This window comes from Allokutzneria albata, assembly GCF_900103775.1.
GTDB classification, from domain to species: Bacteria; Actinomycetota; Actinomycetes; order Mycobacteriales; family Pseudonocardiaceae; genus Allokutzneria; species Allokutzneria albata.
In genome coordinates this window covers 5,376,485-5,397,704 of the sequence record NZ_LT629701.1, presented here as the reverse complement: position 1 = coordinate 5,397,704, position 21,220 = coordinate 5,376,485, and the positions used below count along the sequence as shown (strand labels likewise).

Here is a 21,220-nt window from a genome sequence, read left to right as displayed (position 1 = left end):
CATCAATTCCGGTCCTCGTGGTCCAGCAGCCAGCGCTTGGCCTCGACTCCCCACCGGAAGCCCCCGATCCCCCCACCGGTGCGCAGGACCCGGTGGCACGGGACGAACAGCGCGGCGGCGTTGCGAGCGCACGCGGACGCGGCGGCGCGGATCGCCTGGGGGCGACCGGCCAGAGCGGCGTAGTCGGCGTAGGTCACCGGTGTCCCCGCGGGCACGGTGCGCAGTGCGGTCCACGCGTGCTCCATGAACTCCCCGCCGCGCTGCCGCACCGGAACCTCGGCCACCGCGTCCAGCTGACCGGCGTGGTAGTCGCGGACGGCCCTGGTGACAGGCCCGAGTTCGGCGCGGGACGTGACCTCGGCCGGGCGCAACGCGGGCGAGATCACCGCGAGCAGGTCGTCGACGGCTCCGGTCCAGCCCGAGGCCAGCACGACGCCGTCGTCGGCGGTGATCGCGGTGAACGGCCCGATCGGCGTGTCCACCGTGGCCGAGTGCGCCGTGGCGGAACGGACAGTGGCCGTGCTCATGCGGTTCTCCTTGTGGTCGAGGGGGACGCGGCCGGCGCGGCGGCGTGCCACAGGTGCATTCCGGCGTAGGACCGCCAGGGACGCCAGGACCTGGCGCGGGTCCGGAGACCGTCCACATCGGACGGTAGTCCGAGCGCTCCGGCGCCCTTGCGCATGGCCGTGTCCGTGGCGAGCAGGACATCGGGTGTGCCGAGGACCCGCATGGCCAGGTAGTCGGCGGTCCACCGGCCGATGCCCGGCAGCTCTTGGAGCTCGGCGACGAGTTCGCTGTCGTCGCGGCCGATGTGCAGCTGCAGCGAGCCGTCGGCCAGGGCCGCGCAGGCGGCGAGCACCGTCTCGACGCGTTTGCGCGGGCCGGTGAGCACCTCGGCGCCGCGTGCGGCGATGGCCTCCGCGGTGGGGAACAGCGTGGTCAGCTGGTCCTCCGCGGTGGGGAGCTGAGTGCTCGGCAGGGGAGTGCCGAGCACCCGGGTCAGCGCGGCGACGGCGGTGCGGGCGGAGGCCACGGACACCTGCTGGCCGAGCAGGGCGCGCACCAGCATCTCGTGCGCGTCCATGGTGCCCGGCACCCGGATCCCGGGCGTCGCGGCCACGAGCGGGCGGAGGGAGGCGTCGGCGGACAACACCTCGTCCACGGCGAGCGGATCGGCGTCCAGGTCGAGCAGCCTGCGGACCCGGGACACGGCCGCGCCCAGGTCGCGCAGGTCGACCAGGTGGAGGCGGCAGTGCACATGGGTCGGCGCCGGCTCCAGGCGCACGGTCGCGGAGCCGTGCGGCAGCGCGATCGCGCGGGAGTAGACGCCCGCCTCGACGTGCTCCACACCCGGAATCGCCCGTGCGGCAAGGAAAGCCAGCAGGCCGTCGGCGTCCATCGGCGGGCGGAACGGCAGGCGCAGGGTGATCGTTCCGGTCCTGGGCTCGGCCGGTGCGTCGGACCTGCGGCGTTTCTGCGCGCCCGCGCGCAGCACGGAGGGCGATGCGGCGAAGACGGCCTGCATGGTCTCGTTGAACTGGCGCACGCTGGAGAACCCGGCGGCGAAGGCGATGTCGGCGAACGGCAGCGCCGTCGTCTCGATCAAGGTGCGCGCGGCGTGCGCCCGGTGCGCCCGGGCCAGCGCGAGCGGGCCCGCGCCCAGCTCGGCGGTGAGCACCCGGGACAGGTGCCGCTCGGAGTAGCCGAGCCTGCGCGCGAGGCCGGGAACGCCCTCGCGCTCCACGACCCCGTCGCCGATCAACCGCATCGCCCTGGACGCCAGGTCGGCGCGCAGGTCCCACTCCGGTGACCCGGGCACCGCGTCCGGCAGGCAGCGCCTGCAGGCCCGGTAGCCGGAGGACTGGGCGGCGGCCGTGGTCGGGAAGAACTCGACGTTGCGGCGCTTGGGCGTCATCGCCGGGCAGGACGGGCGGCAGTAGATGCCCGTGGTGCGGACGGCCAGCACGAAGCAGCCGTCGAAGCGGGCGTCGCGGGAGGCGACGGCCCGGTAGGCACGCTCTGAGTCGACCAGCACGACACCGATGCTGCCAGCAGCGCCGACCCCCGGCTGGCGGAAATCGGCCGCGGCGATCACCCGGGCGGACCCGGTTGCGCCGCCCGTGGCCGGACGGGTGCGGGCGGGCACCTAGACTCCCCAGACGTGAGTCTCACCCTCGGCATCGTCGGGCTGCCCAACGTGGGCAAGTCCACCCTGTTCAACGCGCTGACCCGCAACGACGTGCTCGCCGCGAACTACCCGTTCGCCACCATCGAGCCCAACGTCGGTGTGGTCCCGCTGCCGGACGCGCGGCTCGACCAGCTCGCGAAGATCTTCGGCAGCGAGCGGATCGTGCCCGCCACCGTGTCCTTCGTCGACATCGCGGGCATCGTGCGCGGGGCGTCCGAGGGGGCGGGGCTGGGCAACCAGTTCCTCGCCAACATCCGCGAGGCGAACGCCATCTGCCAGGTCGTCCGCGTCTTCGAGGACCCGGACGTAATCCACGTCGACGGTGCCTTCGACCCGGTCTCCGACATCGAGACGATCAACACCGAGCTGATCCTCGCCGACCTGCAGACCCTGGAGAAGGCGCTCACCAGGCTGGAGAAGGAGGCCCGGGTCCAGAAGGACCGGCGCGCGGCGCTGGAGGCGGCCAAGCAGGCCAAGGACATCCTCGACGGCGGCCGCACCCTCTTCGCCGCTCAGGCCGAGGTGGACCTGACCGAGCTGCGCGAGCTGAACCTGCTCACCACCAAGCCGTTCCTCTACGTCTTCAACGCCGACGAGGGCGTGCTGACCAACGAGGCCCGCAAGAAGGAGCTGCGCGAGCTGGTCGCCCCGGCCGACGCGGTCTTCCTGGACGCCAAGGTCGAGGCCGAGCTGCTGGAGCTGGACGAGGAGTCCGCCCGCGAGCTGCTGGAGACCATCGGCCAGGAGGAGCCCGGACTGCACTCGCTGGCCCGCGCGGGCTTCCACACGCTCGGCATGCAGACCTACCTCACCGCGGGGCCGAAGGAGTCCCGCGCGTGGACCATCCGCAAGGGCTGGACCGCTCCGCAGGCCGCGGGCGTCATCCACACCGACTTCGAGCGCGGCTTCATCAAGGCGGAGATCGTCTCCTTCGCCGACCTGGTCGAGGCGGGTTCGATGGCAGCGGCGCGCTCGGCGGGCAAGGTCCGCATGGAGGGCAAGGACTACGTGATGGCAGACGGCGACGTGGTGGACTTCCGCTTCAACGTCTGACCCCCGGCGCCGCGGCCCGGGCAGCGCGGGTCAGCCCAGCGTGTCCAGCACACCGTCGATCTCCTCGGCCAGCGACACGTCCAGCGCGGTGATACCGCCTTCGGAGTGCGTCGAGCACCGGAAGGTCAGCGTGCGCCAGCGGATGTCGATGTCCGGGTGGTGGTCGTCGTTCTCGGCGATCTCCGCCACCCGGTTCACCACGCGGATCGCGTCAGTGAAGCTCGGCAGCTCCGCGGTGCGCACGAGCGCCCGTTCCTCCTGGCGCCAGCCGGGGAGCGTGCTCAGCGCCGTGGTCACCTGTTCGTCGTTCAGCAGCTCGGCCATGCCTCCATGGTGGTCCTGGCTCCCGCCGCCCGCGAGTCCGACGTACGCTGGGGGTGCCACGGGAGCCCGGTATGCCGGGCTGAGAGGAGGGCCGCCAGCCCTCGACCGTACGAACCTGATCCGGATCATGCCGGTGTAGGGAGGTTGCGCGCCGCTCGCGGTGCCTCGTGGTCACGACAACGGCGACCGGGAGGGACGGAATGCGGAGCAGAACACTCGTAGCGCTGCTGGTGCTCGCGCTGGTCAGCGGCTGTTCGCTGACGGGTGGCAACGGAGCGGCCACGAGCGGTGACAAGGTCGTCCTGGTGACGCACAACTCGTTCGCGCTGCCGAAGCCGGTGCTGGACGAGTTCACCAAGAACACCGGCATCACCATCGAGATCAGCCGTCGCGGCGACGCGGGCGAGATGACCAACCAGCTCGTGCTGACCAAGGGCAACCCGCTGGCCGACGCGGTCTACGGCATCGACTCCACCTACGCCTCCCGCGCGCTCGGCCAGAACCTGCTCCAGCCGTACAAGAGCCCGGAGGCCGCGAAGGGGGCGCAGCGCTACGCCGTCGCCGGTGGCGAGGACCGGCTCAGTGCCGTCGACGTCGGTGACGTGTGCCTCAACATCGACACCGGTTTCCTCGCCCAACGCGGCATTCCCGAGCCCACCTCGCTCGCGGACCTGACCGACCCGCGCTTCAAGGGCCTGCTCGTCGTGCAGAACCCGGCGACCTCCTCGCCCGGGCTGGCGTTCCTGCTCACCACCGTGGCCACCTTCGGCGAGCAGGGCTGGGCGGAGTACTGGACCAAGCTCAAGGCCAACGGGGTCAAGATCGCGGGCGGCTGGGAGGAGAGCTACAACCAGGACTTCTCCGGCTCCTCCGGCAAGGGACCGCGCCCGCTGGTCGTCTCCTACGCCTCGTCGCCGTCGGCCGAGGTCGGTCAGGACGGCAAGCCGCGCACCAAGGCGCTGCTGTCCGGGTGCTACCGCCAGGTCGAGTACGCGGGCGTGCTCAACGGCGCGAAGAACGTCGACGGCGCGCGCAAGGTCGTGGACTTCCTGCTGTCGGACAAGGTGCAGTCGCAGCTGGCCGAGCAGATGTTCGTCTACCCGGCTCGGGAAGGCGTCGCCCTGCCGCAGTCCTGGCAGGTGGCCGCCCCGCTGCCCGCCAAGGCGCTGGAGTTGCCGGCCCAGCAGGTCGACCGCGACCGTGAGCGTTGGCTCACCCAGTGGCGGTCGGTCGTGCAGGGCTGACGGTGCGCGGCACGAAGATCTCCCTTGGCGTAGGAGCAGCGGTTCCCCTGCTGTTCCTCGTCGTGTTCTTCGCCTGGCCGGTCGCCGCGATCCTCGGCCTGGGGTTGCGCGAGGCCGGGGTCGGCGCGGTGCTCGCGGACCCGCAGACCTGGGACCTCGTCGCTTTCACGCTCGGCCAGGCGGCAGCGTCCACAGTGGTCGCCCTGCTCGCCGGGCTCCCGGTTGCCTACCTGCTCGCGCGCTGTGCGGTGCGCGGGCGGGCGCTGGTCCGGTTGATCGTCACGATCCCGTTCGTGTTGCCCACACTGGTGGTGGGCATGGCTTTCCGGTCGGTGCTCGGTGACGGTGGCGTGTTCGCGATCGTGCTGGCCAACGCGTTCTTCAACGTCGCGGTGGTGGCTCGCACGGTCGGTGGTCTGTGGGCGAACCTCGACCGCCGGGCCGAGGACGCCGCACGCGCACTGGGCGCTTCCCGTTGGCGCGCCTTCACCTCGGTGACCCTGCCCGCGCTGGCGCCCGCGATCGGATCGGCCCTGGCCGTTGTTTTTCTTTTCTGCGCAACGAGTTTCGGGGTAGTCCTGGTGCTCGGCGGTTCCGAGTACCGGACGTTGGAGACCGAGATCTACCTCCGCACGGTGCAGCTGCTGGATCTTCCGGGAGCCTCCGCGCTGTCCCTCTTGCAGCTCGTCGCCGTGGTCGGCGCACTCCTCGTCGGAGCCATCGCGCGGCGCAAGCGCGAGACCGCGCTGGCGTTGCGCAGCCGCACGGAGACGGCTCGGCGCCCCGAAGGGGCTGAGTGGATCGTGGTCGGGTCCGCGGTCGCGGTGGTGGTTCTCCTCCTGCTGCCCGTGTTCTCGTTGATCGCCCAGTCGCTGTCCACAAGGGACGGTTGGAGCTTCGCGGGCTACACGGCGCTCGCCGGCGACGCGGCGAAGTCGACCTTGGGCGTGTCAGGGCTCGACGCCGCGGTGAACTCCCTGGGGACCGCGTTCGACGCGACGCTCCTCGCGATGTTCCTCGGAGTGCTCGCCGCGGTGGTGCTGTCGCAGCTCCGCCGGCGCCGCGGACGGCTCGCCGAGGCGATGGACATGGTGCTGATGCTCCCGCTCGGCGTGTCCGCGGTGACCGTTGGTTTCGGTTACCTCGTCACGATGGACGCGTTGCCCGGTGATCTCCGTTCGTCGCCTGTCCTGGTGCCGTTCGCGCAGGCGCTCGTGGTGATGCCGCTGATCATCCGGACCGTGTTGCCGGTGTTGCGGGCGATCGACGACCGCCTCCGCCAGGCCGCCGCGACGCTCGGCGCGTCGCCACTGCGGGTGTGGCGCGAGGTCGACCTGCCGTTCGCGGGGCGGTCCCTGCTCGCCGCCGCGGGATTCGGTTACGTGGTCGCGCTCGGTGAGTTCGGTGCGACCAGCTTCCTGGTGCGGCCGGACGCGCCGACCCTGCCGGTGGCGATCTCCCGGTTGATCTCCCGGCCGGGCGAGCTGAACGTGCAGATGGCCTACGCGTCGTGCGTGCTGCTCATGATCGTCACAGTTGCCGCGGTCGCGTTGATCGAGCGTGTCCGCGTCGGCACCGAAGCCCTTGGAGAGTTCTGATGGGCCTCCGGCTCAGTTCCCTCAGTGTCCACTACGGACAGACAGTCGCCGTCTCCGACGTGGATCTGGAGATCGCCGACGGTGAGGTGCTCGCGCTGCTCGGGCCCTCCGGCTGCGGCAAGTCGACCCTGCTGCGCGCGGTCGCGGGCCTGGAACGCGCGCACTCCGGCACGGTGGAGTGGGATCGGACGGACCTGGCCGCGGTGCCGGTCCACCGGCGCGGGTTCGGCCTGGTCTTCCAGGACGGTCAACTGTTCCCGCACCGCGACGTAGCGGGCAACGTCGCGTTCGGACTGCGTATGCGGGGCGTGGACAAGAAGGCCCAGGCCGAGCGCGTCGCGGAACTCCTCGACCTGGTCGGCCTTCCCGGCTACGGCTCGCGGCGCACCACCGAGCTGTCCGGGGGAGAGCAGCAGCGCGTGGCGTTGGCGCGCGCCCTCGCGCCCCGGCCGAAGCTGTTGTTGCTCGACGAACCGTTGTCCGCACTGGATCGCGCACTGCGCGAGCAGCTGGCGGCGGACCTCGCCGTGCTCCTGCGCCGGGCGGGCGCCACCGCCCTCCTGGTGACCCACGACCACGACGAGGCCTTCGCTCTGGCTGATCGAATCGCCTTGATGCGCAAAGGAAAGGTCGTGCAGACGGGAACGCCTGACGAGGTCTGGCGCCACCCCGTCGACGCCGATGTCGCCGCGTTCCTCGGCCGCACGACCAGTCCCGGTGAGCCGGCGAGCTGCCCCTGCTGCGGCTCGCCGGTGGCCGAGTCAGCTGTCCTTGGTCGCCATGCGCGCCACGGTGGCTGACAGTCCGATCACGATGTAGCAGAGCGCCCGGACCCCGCTCTGCACCAGCGTGGTGGTCTCCATCGGGTCGCGGATCACGTCGATCACCGACGTCCACCCCGTCGTCAGCAGCACCGGGTGCAGCCATGACAGGTCCGCGATCCCTCCGAGCACCGCGAAGACGATCAGCGAGCCCATCATCACTGCCAGCACCACGAGGGGGTGGTCGGTGAACGAGGACAGCGCCAGCGCGACCGCCGCCACCGCGAACATCTGCAGCCACACCCACGCGGCCGCGACGCCGACGCGCCCGATCCCCTCCGCGAAGGTCAGTGAGGTCCCCGACAGCGACGTGAACTCGGTGGTGCCGGTGAAGACGACGCCGGCAGTGATGCCCAGGAGGGCGAGCACCGCCACGGCGATCGCGGTCACCGCGGCCACGCCGACGGCCTTCACCGCGACCAGCCTGGTGCGGCCGATCGGAGCGATCAGCAGGCCGCGCAGGGTGCCGTGGGAGGACTCGCCCGCGATCGCGTCCGCCGCGGTCATCGAGACGATCATCGGCATCAGCAGCGGCATCGCCATGGTCATCGCCGCGAGCGGCAGCACCATCCCGTTGCCCAGCAAGGACGCCAGCACCGGTGGGCCCTGCAGCGGCGCCCCGCCGAGGTCCAGCATCGACATCAGCACGCCGAGCCCGATCGGGACCAGCGCGAGCACGCCGAGCGCCGCCAGCGTCCTCGGCCGCCGCAGCACCCACCGCAGCTCCGACCGCAACAGCCTGCCCAAGGGCGCCCGAGGGGTCTTCTCCAGCAGCTGCGGTGAAGCGATCGTCGCCGTGGTCATGACCCCTCCCGCACGTCGGACTCGGTGAGCCGGGCGAACAGCTCCTCGAGGCCGGTCCGCTCGCGGCGCGCCTCACGCACGCCCACCCCGGCGAGCACCAGCTTCTCGATCACCTGCTGCGAGGTCGTCGTCACCAGTTCGATCCGCACACCGTCCACATCCAACTTGAACGGAATGCGGTTGTCCCGCAGGGTATCCACGGCGAGCTGAACGTCCTCTGTGGACACTGTGAGGGTCGGCGTCCCGGCGTCGAGCAGCTCCTGCAGCCCGCCCTGCGCCACCGCGGTGCCCTGGTGCAGCACCGCGACGTGCGTGCAGGTCGCCTCGACCTCGGCGAGCAGGTGCGAGGACACGACCACCGTCGTCCCGGACTCGTGCAGCTGGGCCATGACGCCGCGGATCTCCCTGGTACCCGCGGGGTCCAACCCGTTCGTGGGCTCGTCGAGCACCACCAGCCGCCTCGGCACCAGCAGCGCGGCGGCCAGGCCGAGCCGCTGCTTCATGCCGAGCGAGTACCCCCGGTACTTGCGCGTGGCCGCGGCCGCGAGACCGACCCGCTCCAGCGCCTCGTCGACGGCCCTGGAGATCCCCCCGGTCGGCAGCAGCGGTTCGGCGGCGGCGCAGCGGCGCAGGTTCTCCCGGCCGGACAGGAACGGGTGGAAACCCGGCCCCTCCACCAGCGCGCCCACGTGCGGCAGCGCGCGGTCCGCGCCGTCGGGCATGGGCACCCCGAGCAGCTCGACGCTGCCCGCGCTCGGCCTGGTCAGGCCGAGCAGCATCCTGATCGTCGTGGTCTTGCCGGAGCCGTTGGGCCCCAGCAGGCCGAGCACCGCGCCCTGCGGGACCTCCAGGTCGACGCAGTCGACCGCGACGGTGCGTCCGTAGACCTTGCGTAGTCCACTGGTACGGGCCGCGAGAGCGGGGGCGGCGGACTCCGCCGCCCCCGCAGCACCGGTCACCGCAAGCGGCTCGGTGCTCAGGCTCACTTCACGGTGCCGATCGCCTCGATGAGCACCTGGGACGGGACGGCGCCCGCGGCGAAGCGGCCGTCGTCGGTGAGCAGACCGGTGCCGACCTTGGTGGTGATCAGGTAGCCCTTGCCCCACGGACCCTCAGCCCTGGTTCCGAACTGCTTGACCAGGTCGATCGGGTTCTGCGCCCCGGCCTTGGCGTCGGAGTCCTTGGGCCTCTGCTCCTGCTTGGGCAGGCGCCCGGCGACGGTGGTGTCCCAGCCCTCGCCGACGACCTTGAACAGCTCGTTCTCCGGCAGCTTCGGGGTCTCGCCCGGCTTGTGGTTCTTCTCGAACTCCTCGCGGTGCTCGGACTCGAACTCCTTGGCCTTGCCGGTGGCGTCCTCGACCTTCGAGCCCGCGGGCGGGGTGAAGGTGAACAGCTTCGGGTCCTGGGCGCCGATGTCCAGCTTGGTGAAGCCGAGCTGGGCGACCGGATCGCTGGAGCCGTTGGCCAGCACGACCACCCGCAGCGGGATGCGCTTCTCGGCGTCCACGGCGATGCGGACCTCGCGCAGCAGCGTGCGCTCGGTCGGCGCCGGGGCGAGCACCAGCTCGTAGGCGTCGCGGCCGGCCACGCTCGCCGTGCCGTCCACCGAGATGCTGCTGTTCGGCCGGATCACGTCGATGAGCTTCTTCGCGGCGGCGGCCGGGTCGTTCAGCTCCTCGGGGCGTTCCTTCGGGGCCTTGGACTTGTCGTAGGTGAACTTGGTGACGACCTTCGTGCTGGAGTCGTAGCTCCACGCGGTGGTGCCGTCGTTGACCGCGATCTTCTCGCTGCCCGTCTTGCTGGTGGCGATGCGGGACTTGCCGGCACCGTCGGACCAGATCTTCGCGGACATCCCGCTGAGCTCCTGCGGGAGGTTCGGGATGGCGGGAATACCGAGGTTGGTCTTGCCCTCGACGGTGCCCCCCAGCGCCGGAATCTCCTTCTGGCTGAGCACCGACTGCACCAGCTGCTCCGGGTTCACCGGCGGCAGCACGGGAGCGGCACCCGCGCCAGAGGGCATGGCCAGCACGGTCAGCCCGACCGCACCGGCGAGCGCGCCGACGGTGGCCGCGGCGACTGTGGCCTTCTTCCGATCCATGTTCGTCTCCTCCTCGGACGGGTTTCCCTCCGTGTGATGACGACAGTGCCCGCACCACGCTGAGATAGACCTGAGACCGCCACCGCACGCTGAGATAGCGCTGAGAGGTGAACCACAAGACTCTCAGCTAAGGGCATGCTGTGCACGTGAAGCCACGGGTGCTCGTAGTGGACGACGAGGTCGGAGTGCGCAGGGCCCTCCAGCGGGGGCTGCGCGCCGAAGGCATGGACGTGGTCACCGCCGAGGACGGCCCCAGCGGCCTGCGTGCGGCGCTGACCGGCGCGTTCGACCTCGTCCTGCTGGACATCATGCTGCCGGGGCTGTCGGGCTACCGGGTGCTCCAGCAGCTGCGCGCGGACGGTGTCACCACTCCGGTGCTGATGCTCTCCGCCAAGGACGGCGAGGTCGACCAGGCCGACGGGCTGGACCTGGGCGCCGACGGCTACATCGTCAAACCGTTCTCGTTCATGGTGCTGGTCGCGCAGGTCAAGGCGCTGCTGCGGCGCAACGCGGCCGAGGGCGGCTCGGGCCGGTCCCGGCTTCGCCTCGGCCGCCTGGAGATCGACCAGGCCGCGCGCGAGGTGATCTGGGACGGCGAGCCGGTCCCGCTCAGCCCGCGGGAGTACGCCCTGCTCACCGCGCTGGCCGGGCGCGCGGGCACCGTCGTCGGCAAGGACGATCTGCTGCGCGCGGTGTGGGGCGATGAGCAGGCGGCCACGCGCAACGCCGTCGAGGTGTACGTGGGCTACCTCCGCCGCAAGCTGGACGCCGCCGGAGCCGGGCACCTCGTGCGCACTGTCCGGGGACACGGTTACCTCGCGGTCGACGAGACCGTGTCCGAGACATGAGAGTTCTGCGCTGGTGGCGCGGCCGCAGCCTGCGCGGGCGCATCACGATGGTCGCCGCCGCCGCGGCGCTCGGCGGCTTCCTGGTGCTGGCGCAGGTCATGTCGACTGTGCTGACCAAGGGCCTCACCGACCAGATGGACAACCAGCTCAGGAACGTGCTGCTGTCCGCGTCCAGCTCGGTCGCCGAGGGCAAACCCACCGCGACCCAGGCGGGCGCGGTGCTGATCCGGGTGCTCAACACGGCGGGCGAGCCCGTTGACGGCAGCAGTCAAGTAGACCTCTACCCGTCGGAAGTCCGCACGTTGCTCGCCGGGGAACCGCTGACGGTCTACCGCAACTACAACTCGACCAGGTGGAAGCCGACCGTCGTCAGCGCGCCCGACGGATCGCAGCGGCTCGTGCTGGCCGGGCTGGACGCGGGCGACAACCTCAGGCTGTTCGAGAACATCGTCGGCTGGTTCGTGCCCGTCGCCCTGCTCGGCACCGCGGCCGTCGCGTTCACCGCGTGGGTCACGGTGCGCTGGTCGCTGCGGCCGGTGGAGCGGCTGCGCTCGGCCGCCCAAGCCCTGCCCGCCGGGGAGCGGTTGCCGCTGCCGGAAGCCCGCGACGAACTCCACTCCCTGGCCGAAGCCCTGAACAGCCTGCTCGCCAGGCGCGACGAGTCGGCGGAACGGATGCGCCAGTTCAGCGGCGCCGCCGCGCACGAACTCCGTTCCCCGGTCGCCTCCATCCGCGCCCAGGCCGAGGTCGCCGTCGCCTACCCCGATCCCGACGCGGCCCAGGAAGTCCTCGAAGAGATCGCCATCGAGGCGGAACGGCTCTCCGAGGTCGTCGACCACCTGCTGAAGCTGGCCCGGTCCGACACGGCCGCGCTCCCGCCGGTGGACGCCGTCGAGCTGACCGGGCTGGTCCGCGACGTCGTGCGCCGTCAGCCGGATGACGGGCCACTGGTCCGCGTGGAGACGTTCGTCCCGGTGTGGGTGCGCGCCACCGGCCAGGAGGTCGAGCTGGTCCTCGACAACCTGCTGCGCAACGCGCGCCGCTACGCCAGGACGCAGGTGCGCGTGATGGTGCTGCCCGCCGGGCCGCAGACGCGCCTCGTGGTCGACGACGACGGCGAAGGCATCCCGCCGGAGCACCGGGAGCGCGTGTTCGACCGGTTCTACCGCGTGCACGGCGCGCGGGACCGCGACTCCGGCGGAGCGGGCCTCGGCCTGGCGATGGTGGCCGACGTCGTGCACCGCAGGGACGGCACCGTGCGCGCGGGGGCCTCGCCCGAGGGCGGCGCCCGGCTGGAGATCCGCTGGCACACCCACAAGTTCTGACGTGCCAAGATCGGGCGCGTGCCGGTTCTGAGGTCCACCCTGCTCGTCGACGCGCCGATCCGCACCGTGGCGGCCGCGGTTCGCGATGTCGCCGTTGTCCGCGCGACCGGTCCGCGCGCCGGCACCACGGCCCGCGGCGATCTGCTCTGCACCGGTGACGTGCTGAGCTTCCAGGTCCCGCTCGTGCCCGGTGTCCGCGTCCCGATGCGCACCAAGATCGTGCGCGTTGACGACACCGGTCTGGCCTCGGAGCTGGCTTCCTCCGACCAGCTCGTGCGGGAGCTGCGGCACGACATCACCTTGGCGGAGACGGGCGCGGGAACGCTGGTCACCGACTCGGTGCACTGGGTTTCGCCGTGGGGACCGCTCGGCTCGGTCGCCGACGTGCTGCTGATGCGACGGTTCGTGCTGCGGCTGCTGCGGCGCAGGGGAGCGGCGCTGCGGTCGCGGATCGCCGAGCTGGTCGCCGCGCCGGTCGTGGTCGCCGCCGCGATCGTCCACAAAGGACATGTGCTCGCCCAGCAGCGGTCCTACCCGGAACACCTCGCCGGGCGGTGGGAGCTGCCGGGCGGGCGAGTGGAGGCGGGGGAGACGGACGAGGCCGCCCTGGTCCGCGAATGCGTGGAGGAGCTGGGCGCGCGGATCAGGGTCGGCGAGCGCGTCGGCCCGGACGTGCCGCTGCCCAAGGGCTACGTGATGCGCACGTACGCGGCGACCCTCGCCGACGGCGACGAGCTGCCCGAAGCCCTGGAACACCTCGCCGTGGAGTGGGTTCCGGCCGACCGCATCGCGGAGCTGGACTGGCTCGACCCGGACATCGCGCTGCTGCCCGACATCGGGGAGCTGCTGACCGCAGCGCCCTGACTGCCGGGGAGGTCGGTCACTGCGGGCCGCTCGGAAGGCGGGCCGGGAGGAGACCCTCGACACAGCGAGCGCGCCTGCGCGGCGGCCGAAGTGTCGGGAATGCGCAATTGATCCTTATGTCCGCCGGAACCCGTGCCTGCACAGATAAAGAATGCGCATACTTTCAGATTCTATCACGGAGAATTATCGACCCGAAGATCAGCTGGTCCTACCGTCATTGGCATGTATATAGCGCTGCTGACCTACACGGCCCCCGTTGACGAGATCGACTACCTTCTTGCGGAACATGCGGAATGGGTGACGAAACAGTACGAATCGGGCTTTTTCCTGGCCTCCGGCGGCCGGCCGGGCGGAGAGGGCCGGGTGATCATCGCGCGGCCGATGGCCCGCGGCAAGCTGGACGCGATCCTGGCCAGGGATCCCTTGGTGCTGCGGAGGATGGCCAGGTATCAGGTGATCGACTTCCGCTGCACCAGGACCGACAAGGGCATGCTCGCCTACAACGAGGCGCTCGGCGAGGCGTCCTGATCGAGAACCAGTCGGGGTTCACCCATTAGAGGACTACTGCGTCCCGCCGGTCTCCTGGAGTCCAGGACCGGCGGGTGTCCTTTACTTGGACTTCTTTTTCTTTGCCTTCTCTTTATCCTTCAATAACGCGAGGACTGGGCAACGCTTGCATCGAGGTTTCGAGCGGCAGCACTTCTTCTTGAGTTTTCCCTTGCCCATGCGTGCCCTCCTCCCGTGTCGTCCGGCTCCGTCAGGACAGGATAGGTTAGGCTTGCCTGATCTTGTGGGTGGTCGGGACCACGCTCCGTCAGGAGCTATCCTCCAAGTGGGTCACGTGCGCGTAGGAGCCGGTGGCCGCCCCCTGGCATTTCACTCAAGGAGCCCCCGCGTGCCCACCGCACCGACGACCGAACGCACCAGGACTGATCTGCGCAACGTCGCCATCGTGGCGCACGTCGACCACGGCAAGACCACCCTCGTCGACGCCATGCTGCGGCAGTCCGGCGCCTTCTCCGCCCGCGCCGAGCTGGTCGACCGGGTCATGGACTCCGGGGAGCTGGAGCGCGAGAAGGGCATCACCATCCTCGCGAAGAACACCGCGGTGCGCCGGGAGACCCCCGACGGCCCGGTGACCATCAACGTCGTCGACACCCCCGGCCACGCCGACTTCGGCGGCGAGGTCGAGCGCGGCCTGTCCATGGTCGACGGCGTCGTGCTGCTGGTGGACGCCTCCGAGGGCCCGCTGCCGCAGACCCGCTTCGTGCTGCGCAAGACCCTGGCCGCCGGGCTGCCGGTGGTGCTCGTGGTCAACAAGGTGGACCGCCCGGACGCCCGGATCTCCGAGGTCGTCGAGGAGACCCACGACCTGCTGCTGGAGCTGGCGACCGACCTGGAGTCCGCGGGCATCGAGGTCGACCAGGCCGCGATCCTGGACCTGCCGGTCATCTACGCCTCCGCCCGCGCGGGCCGCGCGTCGCTGGCCCAGCCCGGCGACGGCGAGCTGCCGGAGACGGAGAACCTGGACGAGCTGTTCAAGGTCCTGCTGGACTACGTGCCCGCGCCCAAGGCCGACGTGGACGCGCCGCTGCAGGCGCTGGTCACCAACCTGGACGCCTCCAGCTTCCTCGGCCGCATCGCGCTCTGCCGCGTGCACGCGGGCCGCATCCAGAAGGGCCAGCAGGTCACCTGGTGCCGCGAGGACGGCTCCACCCAGCGCGTCAAGATCACCGAGCTGCTGATCACCGACGCCCTGGAGCGGGTTCCCGCCGAGGAGGCCATCGCCGGTGACCTGGTCGCCATCGCGGGCATCCCGGAGATCACCATCGGCGACACCCTCGCCGACCTGGACGACCCGCGCCCACTGCCCCGGATCACCGTGGACGAGCCGGCCATCTCCATGACCATCGGCGTGAACACCTCGCCGCTGGCCGGGCGCAACGGCGGCACCAAGCTGACCGCCCGCATGGTCAAGTCGCGGCTGGACGCCGAGCTGGTCGGCAACGTCAGCGTGCGCGTGCTGCCCACCGAGCGCCCCGACACCTGGGAGGTGCAGGGCCGCGGCGAGCTGGCGCTGGCCATCCTGGTGGAGACCATGCGCCGGGAGGGCTTCGAGCTCACCGTCGGCAAGCCGCAGGTGGTCACCAAGACCATCGACGGCAAGCTCTGCGAGCCCTTCGAGCGGCTGACCATCGACTCGCCGGAGGAGCACCTCGGCGCGATCACCCAGCTGCTGGCCAACCGCAAGGGCCAGATGGAGACCATGGGCGGGCACGGCACCGGCCGGATCCGGCTGGAGTACGTCATCCCGGCCCGCGGCCTGATCGGCTTCCGCACCGAGTTCCTCACCGAGACCCGCGGCACCGGCATCGCCAACCACGTCTTCGAGGGCTACTTCCCGTGGGCGGGCGAGATCCGGGCGAGGCACACCGGCTCCCTGGTCGCCGACCGGACCGGGGCGATCACCGCCTACGCGATGATCCAGCTGGCCGACCGCGGCACCTTCTTCGTCGAGCCCGGCGCGGACGCCTACGAGGGCATGGTCGTCGGGGAGAACCCGCGCGCCGAGGACCTCGACGTCAACGTCTGCCGCGAGAAGAAGCTGACCAACATGCGCTCCTCCACCGGTGACGAGCTGGAGCGCCTGGCCCGCCCGCGCAAGCTGGGCCTGGAGGAGGCACTGGAGTTCTGCGCCTCCGACGAGTGCGTCGAGGTCGCGCCGAGCGTCATCCGGGTGCGCAAGCTGGTGCTGGACTCACACCTGCGCGGCCGCGAGCGCGCCCGCGCCAAGCGCATGAACTAGGACTCGCACCTGACGGGCCCCGCCGGACGATCCCGGTGGGGCCCTCGGTCGTCGGGGGCCACCCGGTGGGGCGGAAGTCGACCAAGATCATCAACTGGATGCAACCGGAAGCCGACGTGGCACGTCAGCACGGGAGGGACCAACCCCAAGTAGGTTGGTGACCGGGGGTCGGGGTACCGCTGACCACGCCGGGCGCCCCGTCTGGCAACCTCGTGTGCGACATGTCCTTCCGACATGGCCGGGACAACGGCTGCGGGGATGCCTGATCACGACACGAGCCATGGGAGGTGTGCCGCGTGGGCTCCCCAGGGGAGAAGAGATCCGGTAGATCGAGGCGGCGGTTGCTCGCCGTGCTGTGCGCGGCCCTGACCGGGGCAGGCGCGTGCACCGATCTGCCGCCGCCGCAACTGGTGACCTCCACCCCGAGCATCACGCCGTCCAGGACGCCGAACCTCACCGAGGTCGTCGTCGGGATCGACACCCTCAACCGCGGCTTCAACCCGCACACCCTCGCCGACCAGTCCGCGCTGACCAGCACGCTGGGCGCGCTGCTGCTGCCCTCGGTGCACCGGCCCGGCCCGGACGGCTCGCCGGTGCTGGACCGCACAATCGCCAGCTCAGCCCAGGTCACCAAGACCGAGCCGTTCACGGTCACCTACACGCTGCGCCGTGACGCCTCCTGGTCCGACGGCGCGCCGATCGCCGCCGAGGACTTCGACTACCTCTGGCAGCAGATGCGCACCGCGCCGGGCGTGGTGAACGCGGCGGGCTACCGGCTGATCTCCGGCGTCGCGTCGCGGGACAGCGGCAAGACCGTCGAGGTCACCTTCCGCAAGCCCTACCCGGGGTGGCGCTCGCTGTTCACCAACCTGCTGCCCGCGCACCTGCTCAAGGACGCCCCCGGCGGCTGGCTCGGTGCGATGGACAGCAGCTTCCCGGCCTCCGGCGGCCCGTTCACGCTGAAGAGCGTCGACGTCGACCGCGGTGAGGTCGTCCTCGAACGCAACGACCGGTACTGGGACCAGCCCGCGGTGCTGGACCGCATCGTGCTCCGCAAGAGCGACCACAACGGCCTGGTGTCGGCCCTGCGCAGCGGCAACGACCAGATGTCGTTGCTGCGCCCGGACCAGATCGCGATGGAGTCGCTGAAGGAGCTGGGCAAGACCGTCTCGCTGACCACGGTGCCGCGCCCGACCGTGCTCCAGTTGCTGCTGCGCCCGGCGAGCGCCCGCCTCGCCGACTCCCGGGTCCGCGCCGCCGTCGCCGCGGCGATCGACCGCGACGCGCTGATCGGCGTCGGCACCGGCGGGGGACCGTCCGCCCAGCTGCGCGCGGACGCGCACGTCTACGCGCCCTCGCAGCGCGGCTACAAGGCGACGATGCCCCCCGGCATCCCAGGCAGCGGCAAGCCGGACCTGACCGCCGTCGAGCGGTTGATGGTCGAGGCCGGGTACACCCAGCAGGCGGGCGCGTGGATGCGCAACGGCCAGCAGCTCAACCTGATCATCGCGGCACCCGCGGAGAACGAGCCGTACGTGATGGTCGCCCACCAGCTCCAGCGCCAGCTCGCGGGCGCGTCGATCCCGGCGCGCGTGGTCACCTCGGTCGGCGACCAGCTCTACGGCGACATGCTCTCGCCCGCGGCGCCGCAACCCGGCGTGCCGGTGGACAGCGGTGTGGACATCGCGGTGGTGCCGCAGGTCTTCGGCGACGATCCGGCGACGGTGCTGGCCTCGAACTTCGGCTGCTGGACGGAGAACGAGGGTGACGGCGCCGTCCCGGCGGGCCGCCCGAACCCCGCGAGCTTCTGCGACCGCGCCCTGCAACCGGTGATCGACGGCGCGCTGACCGGGTCGATGCCCCTGGCCGACGCGCTGCCCGGGATCGAGGCCGCGCTCTGGCAGCAGGCGGTGTCCATCCCGTTGTTCCAGCTCAGCGACACCCTGGTGACGCGGCCGGAGGTGTCGGGGGTGACAGCGGGACCACCGCTGGCCGGGCCGTTCGTCGAGGCGGCCGACTGGAAACGGGTGCCGGTCCCCACCTCCAGCACCGCGACCCCGACGCCCCCGCCGACGAAGTGAGCCTCCGCTTCGGAGTGCTCGGCCCGCTGCGGGTCGTGGCCGACAAGGCGGAGATCCCGGTGCGCTCGGGCAAGCAGCGCGTCCTCCTCGCGGCTTTGTTGTTGCGCGCCAACAGGGTCGTGCCGACCGAGGAGCTGATCCGCTTCCTCTGGCCGGAGGACCCGCCCGCCGGTGCGACGCAGACGGTGCACACGTACGTGACCCGCCTGCGCAAGGTGCTGGGCGACCGGGATCTGATCGGCGCTGTTCCCGACGGGTTCCTCATCCGGCTCCCGGCAGGTGCGCTCGACGTGGAGGACTTCGAACGCTTTGCCCGGCAAGGGCTTCGCGAGGCGGCGCGGGGAAACCGCGATGCGGCGGAGACCGCCTACACCGCTGCGCTCGACCTGTGGCGCGGCGACCTGCTGGCGGATGTGCCCTCGAAAACCTTGCTGAGCAGCGCGAAGCCCGTCGCCGACAGCCGCGTCCGGGTGCTCGACCGGCTCAAGGAGCTGCACGAGCCGCGTGAGCCGGCTTTCGTCTACCACCGCCCGCGCCAGCTGCCCCCTGACCAACCCGGTTTCGTCGGCCGTGCCGGGCTTTTGGATCAGTTGTCCCGAGGGGACACTGTGCTGCTGTCCGGTCCGCCCGGCGTCGGCAAGACCGCGCTCGCGGTTCGCCACGGCCAGTCTCTGTCCTCTGTGGACGGAGAACTGTACGTGAACATGCGCGGCTTCGGTCCTGGCGAACCGCTCACGCCGGACGACGCGATCGCGCACGTGTTGCGCTCCATCGGCTTGCCGCCCGAGCAGATCCCGACCGAGCCCGACGACCTCGCCGCGCGCTACCGGGAACTGCTGGGCAAGCGCGTCCTGCTCGTCGTCCTCGACAACATCGCCTCCGCGGAGCAGGTCCGGCCGTTGCTGTTCGACGGCCCGCGGTTCGTGCTGATCAGCAGGAACACCTTGCCGGAGCTGGAGGGCGTCCGGCGGATCGAGGTCCCCCAGCTGAGCGCGCCGGAGTCGTTCGCGCTGTTCACCCACATGCTCGGCGCGGACCTCGTCACGGCGCAAGCCTCCGCTGTCGGGGAGCTGGCCGAGCTCTGCGGGCACTTCCCGCTCGCCCTGCGCATCGCCGCCGCGCAGATGTTCCGTTGGGACGAGCCCGATGTGGCGTGGTTCGTCCGGCAGCTGCGCGAGGAGGACCGCCTCGGCGGCCTGGAGATCGTGAACGACAGCCAGGCCGCGGTGCGCACCGCTTTCGCCTCGTCGTACCGGGCGCTGTCAGCGGAGGGCGCGCGGTTGTTCCGCATGCTCGGAGTGCTCCCCGGCACGGACTTCTCCGTCGACGCCGTCGCCACGCTGATCGACGACTCCGCGTCCGCCGCGCGTGCTTCGCTGGAAACGTTGGTGCAGGCCAGTTTGCTGCAACGCTGGGCCGACGATCGGTACCACTTCCACGACCTGCTGCGGGTCTACGCCGCCGAACGCGCGGAATCGGATGACGACTCGGCGCGGTGGCGGGAACGGCTTCACGCCTGGTACCTGAGTTCGACGCTGGCCGCGGTGAACACGGTCTTCCCGGAGGCCCAGGAAACGCGGAAGGACAGTGTCGCCGCCGGGTTGACCTTCGCTGACGACCGGCTCGCGTCGGCGTGGCTCGCAGCGGAGACCGCGAACATCGTCGCTGTCGTCGAAACCGCGGCTGAGCAGGGCGACGAGATCGCGTGGCGCCTCGCCAAGGCCGTTGCCCCGTTCCTCCGGTCGCATCGCTTGGTCAGCGAACGCCACGCCACTTGCGAGGCCGGTCTTCTCGTCGCCCAGCGGACCGGGAACCGGGAAGCGGAAGCGGCGATGCTGCACTCCCTCGCTGGGCTGAACTGGAGTCTTGCCGACTACACCTCGGCGATCGACGAGTACGGGCGGGCGCTCGCGGTCCACCAGGAGCTGGGGAACCTGCGCGGGCAGGCGAGCACCCTGGGCAACCTCGGCGGGGCGTACTACGACGCGGGTCGGTTGCACCTTGCCTTCGATGTGCTCACCAGGGCGCTCGCGGCTCATCGCGAGGTGGGTTCGGCATACGGCGAAGCAGCCACGCTGATCAACCTGGGCAGCGTGTGCGCGGACTCGCGGAGCGTGCCGGAAGCACTGGCGCACTTCGAACGGTCGTTCGAGCTGTGGCGCCAGGTTGGCTCGCACGTGGGGGAGGTGGTGTGCCTCAGCAGCCTGAGCCAGATGAGCCTCGCCGCCGGTGACCTGGCGCTCGCCCTCGACTTCGCCGACCGGGGGGTCCAACTCTGCGAGCAGACGGGCAACGTCGGATCGCAGGCCCGGACGTTGCTGGTCCGGAGCGAGGCACTGCTCACGCTAGGACGTCTGGACGGTGCTGAGGACGACTCCAGGACCGCCCTGCTGATCTGCCGGGAGACCAGTGATCGCAAACAGGAGGCGGAGGCGCTGACGCTGCTCGCCGAGCACGCGTTGGCGAGGGTGGAGCCGGAGGACGCCCGGGAGTTCGCGACGGGGGCTCTGGCGATCGCGACGGGAGCGGGGTACCTGCTGGGAAGGTGCGACGCGCTCGCCGCTCTGAGCCAGGTCGATCTTGCCGACGGGGACTTGGCCGCGGCGCTGGAACACGCACGCACCGCGCACGAGCTGGCGGAGCGGACGGGGTACCGGCGCGAACTCGGCCGGGTGCTCGTGACGATGGCCAAGGCGCACCGCGCGCTGGGCGAGCACGGGGCGGCGCTGCACCGCGCGCGGGAGGCGGTCGAGCTGAACCGGAGCTTCGGGCAGCGGCTCGAACTCGCCCGATCGCTGCTTGTTCTGGGCGGGCTGCGCGGGGGTGCGGACGGGGCGCGGGACCTCGCCGAAGGTCACGCTCTGTTGTCGGATATAGGCCTGCCCGCGGGGTCCGGACGCTAGTCCGCCCTGTCATCACATCCAGCCGTCGCAGTGACGGTCTGTCCATCCGGCCGTGTCAGCGGTGTCCGAAGGTGTTGCGACCTGTGGTTCGAATGGGTGGATGCCTTGTTGAAGATTACGTACTGACGATGGAAAATCTGTGTAAGTTACCGTTCGGAAAACGAACTCTGCCGTTCGGTAACCGGCTCGTCACTCTCTGTCATATCCGAGTTACCCTTTGGTCACGATCGGCGGGCGGATGATGACCGTCGCCGAGTCGGGTT

At 70.9% G+C, this 21,220-nt stretch carries 16 protein-coding genes, 1 pseudogene and 1 riboswitch; of the genes and pseudogenes, 11 read left to right on the top strand and 6 right to left on the bottom strand.

All coding sequences use genetic code 11. The features are described from left to right. Positions 1-2: 2 nt before the first annotated feature. Together BLT28_RS24145 and BLT28_RS24140 are read right to left on the bottom strand one after the other, a co-directional pair. Complete coding sequence (locus tag BLT28_RS24145; protein WP_030427626.1) at positions 3-527, bottom strand: methylated-DNA--[protein]-cysteine S-methyltransferase; 525 nt, start codon at positions 525-527, stop codon at positions 3-5. Beyond that, positions 524-2,035, bottom strand: coding sequence for a DNA-3-methyladenine glycosylase 2 family protein (locus BLT28_RS24140; protein ID WP_081900066.1), 1,512 nt, complete (start codon positions 2,033-2,035; stop codon positions 524-526). The genes BLT28_RS24145 and BLT28_RS24140 overlap by 4 nt, the downstream gene beginning before the upstream one ends. A 126-nt stretch (positions 2,036-2,161) precedes the next feature. Between BLT28_RS24140 and ychF the strand changes: the two genes are divergently transcribed. Further along, the gene (ychF, locus tag BLT28_RS24135; protein WP_030427628.1) at positions 2,162-3,241 is read left to right on the top strand and encodes a redox-regulated ATPase YchF; all 1,080 of its coding nucleotides are present in this window, start codon (positions 2,162-2,164) and stop codon (positions 3,239-3,241) included. A 30-nt stretch (positions 3,242-3,271) separates the two neighbouring features. Here ychF and BLT28_RS24130 read toward each other — a convergent pair whose 3' ends face one another. Then, entirely contained in the window at positions 3,272-3,565 is a 294-nt protein-coding gene (locus BLT28_RS24130; RefSeq protein WP_030427629.1) for a 4a-hydroxytetrahydrobiopterin dehydratase, read from the bottom strand. A 48-nt stretch (positions 3,566-3,613) separates the two neighbouring features. Then, positions 3,614-3,724, top strand: a riboswitch (TPP riboswitch). A gap of 41 nt (positions 3,725-3,765) precedes the next feature. Between BLT28_RS24130 and BLT28_RS24125 the strand changes: the two genes are divergently transcribed. From BLT28_RS24125 to BLT28_RS24115, 3 genes and pseudogenes are all read left to right on the top strand, one after another. Continuing rightward, positions 3,766-4,809: a thiamine ABC transporter substrate-binding protein gene (locus BLT28_RS24125; RefSeq protein WP_030427630.1), complete on the top strand. Its 1,044-nt coding sequence runs from the start codon at positions 3,766-3,768 to the stop codon at positions 4,807-4,809. Beyond that, a complete protein-coding gene (locus BLT28_RS24120) occupies positions 4,785-6,407 on the top strand; it encodes an ABC transporter permease (RefSeq protein ID WP_081900042.1) in 1,623 nt (540 codons plus the stop codon). The genes BLT28_RS24125 and BLT28_RS24120 overlap by 25 nt, the downstream gene beginning before the upstream one ends. Next, positions 6,407-7,117, top strand: a pseudogene (locus BLT28_RS24115) (ABC transporter ATP-binding protein); the annotation flags it as partial. The gene BLT28_RS24120 and the pseudogene BLT28_RS24115, both read left to right, overlap by 1 nt. 51 nt (positions 7,118-7,168) lie before the next feature. Here the strand turns inward: BLT28_RS24115 and BLT28_RS24110 are convergent. The 3 genes from BLT28_RS24110 to BLT28_RS24100 are packed head-to-tail and all read right to left on the bottom strand — an operon-like array spanning position 7,169 to position 10,130. Further along, positions 7,169-8,032 (bottom strand): ABC transporter permease subunit, encoded by an 864-nt coding sequence (locus BLT28_RS24110; RefSeq protein ID WP_030427633.1) that lies wholly within the window; start codon positions 8,030-8,032, stop codon positions 7,169-7,171. Next, positions 8,029-9,012: an ABC transporter ATP-binding protein gene (locus BLT28_RS24105; protein WP_030427634.1), complete on the bottom strand. Its 984-nt coding sequence runs from the start codon at positions 9,010-9,012 to the stop codon at positions 8,029-8,031. Before BLT28_RS24105 ends, BLT28_RS24110 begins: the two co-directional genes overlap by 4 nt. Before the next feature lie 2 nt (positions 9,013-9,014). After that, positions 9,015-10,130: a LolA family protein gene (locus tag BLT28_RS24100; protein WP_030427635.1), complete on the bottom strand. Its 1,116-nt coding sequence runs from the start codon at positions 10,128-10,130 to the stop codon at positions 9,015-9,017. Between the two features lie 146 nt (positions 10,131-10,276). On the opposite strand from BLT28_RS24100, the gene BLT28_RS24095 reads away from it, so the two are divergent. From BLT28_RS24095 to BLT28_RS24065, 7 genes are all read left to right on the top strand, one after another. After that, the gene (locus BLT28_RS24095) at positions 10,277-10,978 is read left to right on the top strand and encodes a response regulator transcription factor (RefSeq protein ID WP_030427636.1); all 702 of its coding nucleotides are present in this window, start codon (positions 10,277-10,279) and stop codon (positions 10,976-10,978) included. Continuing rightward, positions 10,975-12,303: a sensor histidine kinase gene (locus tag BLT28_RS24090; RefSeq protein WP_030427637.1), complete on the top strand. Its 1,329-nt coding sequence runs from the start codon at positions 10,975-10,977 to the stop codon at positions 12,301-12,303. Before BLT28_RS24095 ends, BLT28_RS24090 begins: the two co-directional genes overlap by 4 nt. An 18-nt stretch (positions 12,304-12,321) precedes the next feature. Next, entirely contained in the window at positions 12,322-13,167 is an 846-nt protein-coding gene (locus tag BLT28_RS42130; RefSeq protein ID WP_231950400.1) for an NUDIX domain-containing protein, read from the top strand. Positions 13,168-13,389: 222 nt separating this feature from the next. Beyond that, the gene (locus BLT28_RS24080; protein WP_030427639.1) at positions 13,390-13,695 is read left to right on the top strand and encodes a YciI family protein; all 306 of its coding nucleotides are present in this window, start codon (positions 13,390-13,392) and stop codon (positions 13,693-13,695) included. 367 nt (positions 13,696-14,062) lie between these two features. After that, entirely contained in the window at positions 14,063-15,973 is a 1,911-nt protein-coding gene (typA, locus tag BLT28_RS24075; RefSeq protein WP_030427640.1) for a translational GTPase TypA, read from the top strand. 296 nt (positions 15,974-16,269) lie between these two features. Beyond that, positions 16,270-18,054, top strand: coding sequence for an ABC transporter family substrate-binding protein (locus tag BLT28_RS24070; RefSeq protein WP_081900044.1), 1,785 nt, complete (start codon positions 16,270-16,272; stop codon positions 18,052-18,054). Then, the gene (locus BLT28_RS24065; RefSeq protein ID WP_030427642.1) at positions 18,051-20,957 is read left to right on the top strand and encodes an ATP-binding protein; all 2,907 of its coding nucleotides are present in this window, start codon (positions 18,051-18,053) and stop codon (positions 20,955-20,957) included. Before BLT28_RS24070 ends, BLT28_RS24065 begins: the two co-directional genes overlap by 4 nt. Positions 20,958-21,220: the final 263 nt, after the last annotated feature.